The organism is Bacteroides gallinaceum, from assembly GCF_030373775.1.
In the GTDB taxonomy this organism is placed as follows: Bacteria; Bacteroidota; Bacteroidia; order Bacteroidales; family Bacteroidaceae; genus Phocaeicola; species Phocaeicola excrementipullorum.
In genome coordinates, this window is sequence record NZ_JAUDEN010000026.1 from 27,982 (window position 1) to 38,286 (window position 10,305).

Here is a 10,305-nt window from a genome sequence, read left to right on the forward strand (position 1 = left end):
GTTATGAAGATTGCAGAAATTAGACAGTTGCCGACTAACGAATTGGCTGAACGTGTGCAGACAGAGGAGATGAACTACAAACAGATGCTGCTGAATCATGCGATTTCTCCGCTTGAAAATCCTGCTCAGATTAAAACTTTGCGCAGAACTATTGCGCGCATGAAGACAGTATTGCGTCAGAGAGAACTTAATAAATAAAATTGGTCTCATGGAAGGTAGAAATTTAAGAAAAGAAAGAACGGGTGTTGTAGTGAGCAACAAGATGGACAAGACTATTGTCGTTGCTACCAGATTTAAGGAGAAACACCCTATTTATGGCAAATTCGTCGCTAAGACGAAGAAATATCATGCTCACGATGAGAAGAATGACTGCCAGATCGGCGATACTGTCCGTATTATGGAAACTCGTCCTTTGAGCAAGACTAAGAGATGGAGATTGGTTGAAATTATTGAAAGAGCTAAATAATTATGATACAGGCAGAATCCAGACTTACAGTATGTGACAACAGTGGCGCAAAGGAAGCTCTCTGCATCCGCGTACTCGGCGGAACAGGGCGACGTTACGCTTCTGTAGGGGATGTGATTGTCGTTTCTGTAAAGAGCGTCATCCCCTCAAGTGATATTAAAAAAGGTGCAGTATCAAAGGCTTTGATTGTACGTACAAAGAAAGAAATTCGTCGTGCTGACGGTTCTTACATTCGTTTTGATGACAATGCTTGCGTTCTGCTGAACAATGCAGGCGAAATTCGTGGAAGCCGTATCTTCGGCCCCGTTGCCCGTGAGTTGCGTGCAGTAAACATGAAAGTCGTTTCTTTGGCACCTGAAGTACTTTAATTTTGTAAAAGATTCAAAAGTAATGAGTAAGTTACATATTAAAAAAGGCGATATAGTTTACGTGAACTCCGGTGATGACAAAGGCAAAACTGGACGTGTGTTGAAAGTTCTCGTTAAGGAACAGCGCGCTGTGGTTGAAGGTATCAATATGGTATCTAAGAGAACTAAGCCGAGTGCTAAGAATCCTCAGGGTGGTTTGGTTAAGATGGAGGCCCCTGTGCACATCTCTAATCTGAACCCGTTGGATCCTAAGACAGGAAAGCCGACTCGTATCGGGAGAAGAGAAAGTTCTGACGGAAGAACATTTGTTCGTTACGCTAAAAAATCAGGAGAGGAGATTAAATGATGAGTAATACTGCAAGCCTTAAGAAAGAATATGCAGAGCGCATTGCTCCTGCGTTGAAGAATAAATTCCAGTATTCTTCGCCCATGCAAATTCCCGTACTCAAGAAGATTGTGATTAATCAGGGCTTGGGTATGGCTGTTAATGACAAGAAGATTATTGATGTCGCTATTAACGAGCTGACTGCCATCACTGGACAGAAAGCTGTGGCTACCGTTTCACGCAAGGATATCGCTAACTTCAAGTTGCGTAAGCAGATGCCGATCGGTGTTATGGTGACTTTGCGCCGTGACAGAATGTATGAATTCCTTGAAAGACTGGTTCGCGTCGCTTTGCCGCGTATCCGCGACTTCAAAGGCATTCAGAGTAAGTTTGACGGTAAAGGTAATTATACCCTCGGTATTGAGGAACAGATTATTTTCCCGGAAATAAACATCGACAATATCACTAAGATTCTTGGTATGAACATAACTTTTGTTACTTCTGCCAAAACAGATGAAGAGGGTTATGAGCTGCTGAAGGAATTCGGTTTACCGTTTAAAAACGCACAAAAAGATTGATAGATTATGGCAAAAGAATCAATGAAGGCTCGTGAGGTTAAAAGAGCCAAGCTTGTTGCAAAGTATGCTGAGAAGCGTGCTGCGTTGAAGAAGATTGTGAATTCAGGCGACCCTGTTGCTGCTTTTGAAGCTGCTCAGAAACTTCAGAAACTGCCTAGAAATTCCAACCCGATTCGTTTGCACAACCGTTGCAAACTGACAGGTCGTCCCAGAGGATATATGCGTCAGTTTGGCATTTCACGTATTCAGTTCCGTGAAATGGCTTCTAATGGTTTGATTCCAGGCGTTAAGAAAGCTAGCTGGTAATTTTTTTATTAAATATTGTCAGGGTAGTCCTGATTAATTTAACAATTTATTTTATGACAACAGATCCAATCGCAGATTATCTCACAAGATTGAGAAATGCAATCAGTGCTAAGCACAGAGTTGTGGAAGTACCTGCTTCAAATTTGAAAAAGGAAATAACCAAGATCCTTTTTGACCAGGGGTACATTCTGAACTATAAGTTTATTGAAGATGGTCCTCAGGGTACTATCAAGGTAGCTTTGAAGTATGATGCAGTTAGTAAGGAAAATGCTATCAAGAAGCTGCTGAGAGTATCTACTCCGGGTATGCGTAAGTATACTGGCTATAAAAACATGCCGAGAGTAATTAATGGATTAGGTATTGCTATTTTATCTACATCCAAAGGTGTCATGACAAACAAGGAAGCCGCAAAGCTGAAAATTGGCGGCGAAGTTCTTTGCTTTGTATATTAATGTAGGAGGATAAACGATGTCAAGAATAGGTAAATTACCCGTTGTTATTCCTGCCGGAGTTACTGTTACTCTTAAGGATAACGTAGTGAATGTTAAAGGCCCGAAAGGTGAGTTGAGCCAGTTTGTGGATCCTTCGATCAGCGTTGAAATTGTTGACGGCCATGTTATTCTGAAAGAAAGAGAAGATGCTCTGGTGGATAATCCTAAGCAGCGTCATGCTTTCCACGGCCTGTATCGTGCGTTGGTTCATAATATGGTTGAAGGTGTGTCCAAAGGCTATAGAAAAGAACTGGAACTCGTAGGTGTCGGTTATCGCGCATCAAATAACGGCAACGTTATTGATTTCGCTCTGGGCTATACGCATAACATCTTTATGCAGTTGCCTCCTGAAGTTAAAGTTGAAACTAAGTCTGAAAGAAATAAGAATCCTCTTATTATATTGGAATCTTGTGACAAGCAGCTGCTTGGTCAGGTTTGTGCAAAAATTCGTTCTTTCCGTAAGCCTGAACCTTATAAAGGTAAAGGTATCAAGTTTGTTGGCGAAGAAATTCGGAGAAAGTCTGGTAAATCAGCTGGCGCTAAGTAATTCACATAAAATTGCATTATTATGACAACAAAAATGAATAGACGGATTAGAATCAAATATAGAATTCGTAAGAAAATATCAGGTACACCTGAACGTCCGCGAATGAGTGTTTTTAGAAGCAACAAGCAGATTTATGTTCAAGTCATCGATGACTTGAGCGGAACGACACTGGCTGCAGCTTCTTCTTTGGGCATGGATAAAATGCCGAAGAAGGAACAGGCTGCCAAAGTGGGTGCATTGATTGCCCAGAAAGCTCAGGAAGCTGGTATTACGACTGTCGTATTCGACCGTAATGGTTACTTGTATCATGGGAGAGTAAAAGAGGTTGCAGATGCTGCACGTAACGGTGGACTTAAATTTTAATTGATTATGGCAGTTTATAATAGAGTTAAGATAACTAACGATATTGAGTTAAAAGACAGATTGGTTGCCATCAACCGTGTGACCAAGGTGACTAAAGGTGGTAGAACTTTCAGCTTTTCTGCTATTGTAGTCGTTGGAAACGAAGACGGTATCATTGGTTGGGGACTTGGAAAGGCAGGTGAAGTTACTGCGGCTATCGCTAAAGGAGTAGAAGCTGCCAAGAAGAATCTTACTCGTGTTCCTATCATCAAAGGTACTGTGCCTCATGAACAAACCGCAAAATTTGGCGGTGCTAATGTATTCATCAAGCCGGCATCTACCGGTACCGGTGTTGTTGCTGGAGGTGCGATGCGTGCAGTTTTGGAGAGTGTAGGCGTTACGGATGTCCTTGCTAAGTCAAAAGGTTCTTCCAACCCTCATAATCTGGTTAAAGCTACAATTCTGGCTTTGAATGAAATGAGAGATGCCCGCACAATCGCGCAGGTTCGTGGTATCAGTTTGGACAAAGTTTTTAGAGGATAAGGAGGTATTCATGGCAACTATTAAGGTTAAGCAGATTAAGAGTAGAATTGGTTCTCCCATCGATCAGAAGAGAACTTTGGATTCACTTGGACTTAAGAAGATGAATCATGTAGTTGAAGTGGAAGATACACCTTCTATTTTGGGAATGATTCGTAAAGTGCGTCATTTGGTTCAAGTGGTTAAGTAATATATTGTTAATAGATAAAGATTTTACAATATGAATTTAAGTAGTTTACGTCCTGCTCAAGGTTCCAATAAAGCCAGAAAACGTATCGGTCGTGGTCCGGGTTCAGGCATGGGTGGAACTTCTACTAGAGGACATAAAGGAGCTAAATCAAGATCAGGTTATTCAAAGAAGATTGGTTTTGAAGGAGGTCAGATGCCTCTCCAGCGTCGCGTTCCGAAATTTGGTTTCAAGAATATCAACCGTGTTGAATACAAAGCTGTTAACCTCGATGCTCTTCAGAAACTTGCAGAAGCTAAGAATCTGACAAAAGTAGGTGTTAATGACTTTATTGAAGCAGGTATTATTTCTTCTAATCAGTTAGTGAAAGTTCTTGGTAACGGTAGTTTAACTATCAAGCTTGATGTTGAAGCTAATGCTTTTTCAAAAAGTGCGGTAGCTGCAATCGAAGCCGTAGGTGGTAATGCAGTAAAACTCTGATTCAATGATACGATCTATTGAAACATTAAAAAATATATGGAAAATTGAGGATCTAAGAAAACGGATCCTCATTACTATATTGTTTGTTGCAATTTACAGGTTCGGTTCATTCGTGGTTCTTCCGGGAATAAATCCTGACATGTTGTCCAAATTGCACGAACAGACGAGCGAAGGTCTTCTTGCCTTGTTGAATATGTTTTCCGGAGGTGCCTTTTCTAATGCTTCAGTTTTTGCACTGGGTATTATGCCGTACATCTCGGCTTCAATTGTCATTCAGTTGCTGGCCATAGCTGTACCATACTTCCAGAAGCTTCAGCGTGAAGGTGAAAGCGGCCGTAGAAAAATAAATCAGTATACTCGTATTCTGACTATCATTATTCTCGTATTCCAAGCTCCTTCATACCTGATTAATTTAAAGATGCAAGCAGGTCCGGCTCTTAATGCTTCATTAGATTGGACTTTCTTTATTATAACTTCAACTTTAATCCTTGCAGGTGGCAGCATGTTCATACTGTGGCTGGGTGAACGAATTACAGACAAGGGTATAGGCAATGGTATTTCTTTGATCATTATGGTTGGTATCATTGCTCGTCTGCCTCAGTCTTTTTCGGGTGAGTTCGTTTCACGGCTTGCTTCGCCGGGTGCCGGTGGTATCATCATGTTCCTTATCGAGCTGGTATGCCTTCTGCTTGTGATTGCGGCTGCCATTATGTTGGTTCAGGGGGTTCGGAAGGTTCCTGTTCAATACGCCAAACGTATCGTCGGCAATAAGCAGTACGGCGGAGCCAGACAGTATATTCCTCTGAAGGTGAATGCAGCAAATGTGATGCCTATTATTTTTGCGCAGGCAATCATGTTTATACCTATTACTATCGTAGGTTTCTCGAACGTTGAAAATGCCAGCGGGATAGCCAGAGCGTTGATTGATCATACCAGTTTCTGGTACAATCTGGTATTTGCAGCATTGATTATTGTATTTACCTATTTTTATACGGCGATTACAATCAACTCAAATCAGATGGCAGAGGATATGAAGCGTAATAATGGCTTTATTCCTGGAATCAAACCAGGCAAAAATACAGCGGAGTATCTTGATACCATTATGTCAAGAATCACGCTGCCTGGTTCTATATTCTTGGCTATCATTGCAATCTTGCCTGCATTTGCCGGCCTCTTTGGCGTTCAGGCTGAGTTTTCACAGTTCTTTGGCGGAACTTCACTGCTTATTCTTGTCGGAGTTGTGCTTGACACGCTGCAGCAGGTTGAAAGTCATTTGTTGATGCGCCATTATGATGGTCTTCTCAGTTCAGGAAGAATCAAGGGACGTGCGAATGTCGGTGCTTACTAATTTAATGCTGTGATGATTTATCTCAAAACAGATGATGAAATAGAGCTTCTTCGTCAGAGTAATCTGCTTGTCGGCAGAACTCTGGCTGAAGTGGCAAAAAACATAAAGCCGGGCGTTACCACTAAGCAACTGGATAAGATTGCTGAAGAATTTATTCGCGATAATGGAGCCGTTCCTACCTTTAAGGGGGTTACAAGTCCTTATGGGCCTCCCTTTCCAGGTTCAATTTGTGCTTCCGTTAATGATGTGGTTGTTCATGGGATTCCTAATGACATACCATTGAAGGAGGGAGATATAGTTTCTATTGATTGCGGTACTTCTTTGAATGGGTTTTGCGGTGATTCAGCTTATACGTTTTGTGTAGGTGAGGTTGATGAGGAAGTGATGAAGCTGTTGAGAACTACAAAAGAGGCGCTCTATCTCGGGATTCAAAAAGCGGTTCATGGCAACAGAGTCGGTGATATAGGATGTGCTGTCCAAGATTGTTGCGAGGCACACAACTATGGAGTTGTCCGCGAATTGGTAGGACATGGTATCGGAAAGGAAATGCATGAAGATCCTCCGGTGCCAAACTACGGAAGAAAAGGTACGGGTCCTCTCTTGAAGCGGGGGATGTGTATCGCTATCGAACCGATGGTTTGTCAGGGTGAGCGTAATATCTATATGATGAATGACGGCTGGACCATCAGGACGCAAGATAAGAAAATGGCGGCTCATTTCGAACATACAGTTGCTGTAGGTTTGGGTAAGGCTGAGATTTTATCATCTTTTGAGTATATAGAACAAGTATTAGGAGATAAAGCAATTTAAATATGGCAAAGCAATCAGCTATTGAACAAGATGGAGTTATTGTTGAAGCATTGTCTAACGCAATGTTTCGAGTTGAACTGGAAAACGGACACGAGATCACTGCCCATATTTCTGGTAAAATGAGAATGCATTACATTAAAATACTTCCTGGAGATAAAGTAAAGGTAGAGATGTCACCTTATGATTTGTCGAAAGGAAGAATCGTTTTTAGATACAAATAAAAGAATAGAAAGATATGAAAGTAAGAGCATCATTAAAGAAACGTACGCCGGAATGCAAAATTGTTAGACGTAAGGGCCGTTTGTATGTTATTAACAAGAAAAATCCTAAGTATAAACAACGTCAAGGATAATTTATTATTTTTGCAAAAAAAATAAGTTGTAGTATATGGCTATAAGAATAGTTGGTGTAGATTTGCCTCAGAACAAAAGAGGTGAGATTGCGTTAACATACATTTATGGTATCGGACGCAGCAGTTCAGCAAAAATTTTGGATAAGGCCGGCATTGACCGTGACCTGAAAGTTAAGGATTGGACCGATGAGCAGGCGGCTAAAATTCGTGAGATTATAGGCGCTGAGTACAAAGTTGAGGGTGATTTACGTTCCGAAGTCCAGTTGAACATCAAACGTTTGATGGATATTGGTTGCTATCGTGGCATACGTCACCGTCTTGGCCTTCCCGTGAGAGGACAGAGCACAAAAAACAATGCGCGTACGCGTAAGGGAAGAAAGAAAACAGTTGCAAATAAGAAAAAAGCTACTAAATAATAATTGTTGATATGGCAAAAAAAACAGTCGCAGCTAAAAAAAGAAATGTCAAGGTTGATGCAAATGGACAGTTGCATGTTCATTCTTCATTCAACAACATCATTATTTCTTTAGCAAACAATGAAGGTCAGGTGATTTCTTGGTCTTCAGCAGGAAAGATGGGATTTAGAGGTTCCAAGAAGAACACTCCTTATGCAGCGCAGATGGCTGCTCAGGATTGCGCAAAGGTGGCGTATGATTTGGGCCTGAGAAAGGTTAAAGCTTATGTGAAAGGTCCTGGAAACGGACGTGAGTCTGCTATCAGAACTGTTCATGGTGCGGGTATTGAAGTTACTGAAATTGTTGACGTTACTCCATTGCCACACAATGGTTGTCGTCCTCCGAAAAGAAGAAGAGTGTAATTAAGATAACCTGTTTTCAGATGTAACTTGATTTTGTTTAATGGATTGCATTTCCTTTCTGTAATCGCGGCTGCAACAAATTGAGTTCATTTTAACAATTAAATTAGAAGAAAAATGGCTAGATATACTGGACCAAAATCAAAAATTGCCCGTAGATTCGGTGAGGCAATTTTCGGAGCTGATAAAGTTTTGTCAAAGAAAAACTATCCTCCCGGTCAGCATGGAAATTCTCGTCGCAGAAAGACCTCTGAATACGGTATCATGTTGGCTGAAAAGCAAAAAGCTAAATATACTTACGGTGTTCTCGAAAGACAATTCCGTAATCTGTTTGAAAAGGCAGCCCGTAAAAACGGTATTACCGGTGAGCTGTTGCTTCAAAGCCTTGAATGTCGTTTGGACAACGTTGTGTTCCGTTTGGGTATTGCGCCTACTCGTGCTGCAGCGCGTCAGCTGGTTAACCACAGACACATTACTGTGGATGGAAAGGTAGTTGGTATTCCTTCATTTGCAGTTAAGCCGGGTCAGGTGATAGGTGTTCGTGAAAAATCCAAGTCGCTTGAAGTGATTGCAGATTCTTTGGCTGGATTCAATCATAGCAAATACCCTTGGTTGGAATGGGATGATAACTCAAAGACAGGTAAGCTGTTGCATATTCCTGAAAGAGCAGACATTCCTGAAAACATTAAAGAACACTTGATCGTTGAATTGTACTCTAAATAATAATTAATTTCATGGCGATATTAGCATTTCAAAAACCTGATAAAGTATTAATGTTGGAAGCGGATTCAAAATTCGGAAAATTTGAATTTCGTCCGCTTGAGCCCGGTTTCGGTATTACCGTAGGTAATGCTTTACGCCGTATTCTCCTTTCTTCTCTGGAGGGATATGCCATCAATACGATACACATTGATGGCGTTGAGCATGAATTTGCTACCATACCAGGCGTTAAGGAAGATGTAACTAACATTATCTTGAATCTGAAGCAAGTCAGATTCAAGCAGATAGTTGAGGAATTCGAAAATGAGAAGGTGAGCATTACCGTTGAGAATTCTACTGAGTTTAAGGCAGGTGATATAGGTAAGTATTTGACCGGATTTGAAGTGTTAAATCCTGAATTAGTTATTTGCCATTTAGATTCAAAAGCAACTATTCAGATGGATGTTACCATTAACAAAGGCCGCGGATATGTGCCCGCTGATGAAAATCGCGAATTCTGCACCGATGTTAATGTAATACCTATCGATTCAATCTATACTCCTATTCGTAATGTAAAGTATTCAGTTGAAAATTATCGTGTTGAACAGAAGACCGATTATGAAAAGCTGATCCTTGAAATTACAACAGATGGTTCCATTCATCCGAAGGAGGCGTTGAAAGAGGCTGCTAAGATTCTGATTTATCACTTCATGTTGTTCTCGGATGAGAAGATTACTCTTGAAACATCTGATGCAGACGGCAATGAGGAATTTGATGAAGAAGTTTTGCATATGCGCCAATTGTTAAAAACTAAGTTGGTTGATATGGACTTGTCAGTTCGTGCCTTGAATTGTTTGAAGGCTGCCGATGTGGAAACACTCGGTGACTTGGTGCAGTTCAATAAAACCGATCTGTTGAAGTTCCGTAACTTCGGTAAGAAATCGCTCACTGAGCTTGATGATTTGCTTGAGAGTCTGAATCTTTCGTTTGGAACAGATATTTCTAAGTATAAATTAGATAAAGAATAAAAAATGAGACACAATAAAAAATTCAATCATTTGGGTCGTACCGCTTCACATAGACATGCAATGTTGGCTAATATGGCATGTTCTTTGATTAAGCATAAAAGAATTACTACGACTGTCGCAAAGGCGAAAGCACTGAGAAAGTATGTTGAGCCGCTGATTACCAAATCAAAGGAGGATACTACTCATTCACGCCGCGTTGTATTCAGCTATTTGCAGGACAAATATGCTGTTACAGAACTTTTCAAAGAAATTTCAGTAAAGATCGGTGATCGTCCGGGCGGTTATACGCGTATTATCAAAACGGGTCACCGTTTGGGTGATGCTGCTGAAATGTGCTTTATCGAGTTGGTAGATTTCGATGAGAATATGGCTAAGGCAGCAGTTAAGAAAACGACACGTACTCGTCGTTCAAAGAAATCCTCTGCAGCTGTTGAAACTAAAGCTGCTGAAGAAACTTCAGCAGTTGAAGCTTCAGAAGAGGTTTCTGCAGCTCCTGCACAGGAGGAAGCACCTAAGGCTGAATAACGGATTCGTTTTATACACGATAAAAGAAGGTGTGTCAAAAAGCACACCTTCTTTTTTTACGCACAAAGCCCCGACTTTCACAAGCCGGGGCTTTGTTAT

The 10,305-nt window shown here is 41.0% G+C and carries 21 protein-coding genes; all 21 read left to right on the forward strand.

What is annotated here, in order from left to right; all coding sequences use genetic code 11:
- Positions 1–3: 3 nt before the first annotated feature.
- Positions 4–198, forward strand: coding sequence for a 50S ribosomal protein L29 (rpmC, locus tag QUW60_RS12445; RefSeq protein WP_258339141.1), 195 nt, complete (start codon positions 4–6; stop codon positions 196–198).
- Between the two features lie 10 nt (positions 199–208).
- Entirely contained in the window at positions 209–466 is a 258-nt protein-coding gene (rpsQ, locus tag QUW60_RS12450) for a 30S ribosomal protein S17 (protein WP_258339140.1), read from the forward strand.
- Between the two features lie 2 nt (positions 467–468).
- Positions 469–834 carry a 50S ribosomal protein L14 gene (gene rplN, locus QUW60_RS12455; protein WP_258339139.1) on the forward strand — a complete coding sequence of 122 codons (366 nt, stop codon included), beginning with the start codon at positions 469–471 and terminating at the stop codon, positions 832–834.
- 22 nt (positions 835–856) lie between these two features.
- Positions 857–1,180 (forward strand): 50S ribosomal protein L24, encoded by a 324-nt coding sequence (gene rplX, locus QUW60_RS12460; protein ID WP_258339138.1) that lies wholly within the window; start codon positions 857–859, stop codon positions 1,178–1,180.
- A complete protein-coding gene (rplE, locus tag QUW60_RS12465; protein WP_258339163.1) occupies positions 1,180–1,737 on the forward strand; it encodes a 50S ribosomal protein L5 in 558 nt (185 codons plus the stop codon). Before rplX ends, rplE begins: the two co-directional genes overlap by 1 nt.
- Positions 1,738–1,743: 6 nt before the next feature.
- Entirely contained in the window at positions 1,744–2,043 is a 300-nt protein-coding gene (gene rpsN, locus QUW60_RS12470) for a 30S ribosomal protein S14 (RefSeq protein WP_258339137.1), read from the forward strand.
- A 53-nt stretch (positions 2,044–2,096) separates the two neighbouring features.
- Positions 2,097–2,495, forward strand: a complete 399-nt coding sequence (gene rpsH / locus QUW60_RS12475) for a 30S ribosomal protein S8 (RefSeq protein ID WP_258339136.1) — start codon at positions 2,097–2,099, stop codon at positions 2,493–2,495.
- A gap of 16 nt (positions 2,496–2,511) precedes the next feature.
- Entirely contained in the window at positions 2,512–3,081 is a 570-nt protein-coding gene (rplF, locus tag QUW60_RS12480) for a 50S ribosomal protein L6 (protein ID WP_258339135.1), read from the forward strand.
- Between the two features lie 21 nt (positions 3,082–3,102).
- Positions 3,103–3,444, forward strand: coding sequence for a 50S ribosomal protein L18 (rplR, locus tag QUW60_RS12485; protein ID WP_258339134.1), 342 nt, complete (start codon positions 3,103–3,105; stop codon positions 3,442–3,444).
- A 6-nt stretch (positions 3,445–3,450) separates the two neighbouring features.
- Positions 3,451–3,966 (forward strand): 30S ribosomal protein S5, encoded by a 516-nt coding sequence (gene rpsE / locus QUW60_RS12490; RefSeq protein ID WP_258339133.1) that lies wholly within the window; start codon positions 3,451–3,453, stop codon positions 3,964–3,966.
- Positions 3,967–3,976: 10 nt separating this feature from the next.
- Positions 3,977–4,153, forward strand: a complete 177-nt coding sequence (gene rpmD / locus QUW60_RS12495) for a 50S ribosomal protein L30 (protein ID WP_258339132.1) — start codon at positions 3,977–3,979, stop codon at positions 4,151–4,153.
- A 30-nt stretch (positions 4,154–4,183) separates the two neighbouring features.
- The gene (gene rplO / locus QUW60_RS12500) at positions 4,184–4,630 is read left to right on the forward strand and encodes a 50S ribosomal protein L15 (protein WP_258339131.1); all 447 of its coding nucleotides are present in this window, start codon (positions 4,184–4,186) and stop codon (positions 4,628–4,630) included.
- 4 nt (positions 4,631–4,634) lie between these two features.
- The gene (gene secY / locus QUW60_RS12505; RefSeq protein WP_258339130.1) at positions 4,635–5,978 is read left to right on the forward strand and encodes a preprotein translocase subunit SecY; all 1,344 of its coding nucleotides are present in this window, start codon (positions 4,635–4,637) and stop codon (positions 5,976–5,978) included.
- A 12-nt stretch (positions 5,979–5,990) separates the two neighbouring features.
- Positions 5,991–6,788, forward strand: coding sequence for a type I methionyl aminopeptidase (gene map / locus QUW60_RS12510; protein WP_258339129.1), 798 nt, complete (start codon positions 5,991–5,993; stop codon positions 6,786–6,788).
- A 2-nt stretch (positions 6,789–6,790) separates the two neighbouring features.
- Complete coding sequence (infA, locus tag QUW60_RS12515; RefSeq protein WP_178542651.1) at positions 6,791–7,009, forward strand: translation initiation factor IF-1; 219 nt, start codon at positions 6,791–6,793, stop codon at positions 7,007–7,009.
- A 14-nt stretch (positions 7,010–7,023) separates the two neighbouring features.
- The gene (gene ykgO / locus QUW60_RS12520; RefSeq protein ID WP_005645768.1) at positions 7,024–7,140 is read left to right on the forward strand and encodes a type B 50S ribosomal protein L36; all 117 of its coding nucleotides are present in this window, start codon (positions 7,024–7,026) and stop codon (positions 7,138–7,140) included.
- 35 nt (positions 7,141–7,175) lie between these two features.
- Positions 7,176–7,556, forward strand: coding sequence for a 30S ribosomal protein S13 (gene rpsM / locus QUW60_RS12525; protein ID WP_258339128.1), 381 nt, complete (start codon positions 7,176–7,178; stop codon positions 7,554–7,556).
- A gap of 11 nt (positions 7,557–7,567) precedes the next feature.
- Positions 7,568–7,957, forward strand: coding sequence for a 30S ribosomal protein S11 (gene rpsK / locus QUW60_RS12530; protein ID WP_258339127.1), 390 nt, complete (start codon positions 7,568–7,570; stop codon positions 7,955–7,957).
- Between the two features lie 114 nt (positions 7,958–8,071).
- Positions 8,072–8,677, forward strand: a complete 606-nt coding sequence (rpsD, locus tag QUW60_RS12535) for a 30S ribosomal protein S4 (RefSeq protein ID WP_258339126.1) — start codon at positions 8,072–8,074, stop codon at positions 8,675–8,677.
- An 11-nt stretch (positions 8,678–8,688) separates the two neighbouring features.
- Entirely contained in the window at positions 8,689–9,681 is a 993-nt protein-coding gene (locus tag QUW60_RS12540) for a DNA-directed RNA polymerase subunit alpha (protein WP_258339125.1), read from the forward strand.
- Between the two features lie 3 nt (positions 9,682–9,684).
- Positions 9,685–10,206, forward strand: coding sequence for a 50S ribosomal protein L17 (rplQ, locus tag QUW60_RS12545; protein ID WP_289560865.1), 522 nt, complete (start codon positions 9,685–9,687; stop codon positions 10,204–10,206).
- The last annotated feature ends 99 nt before the right edge of the window (positions 10,207–10,305 follow it).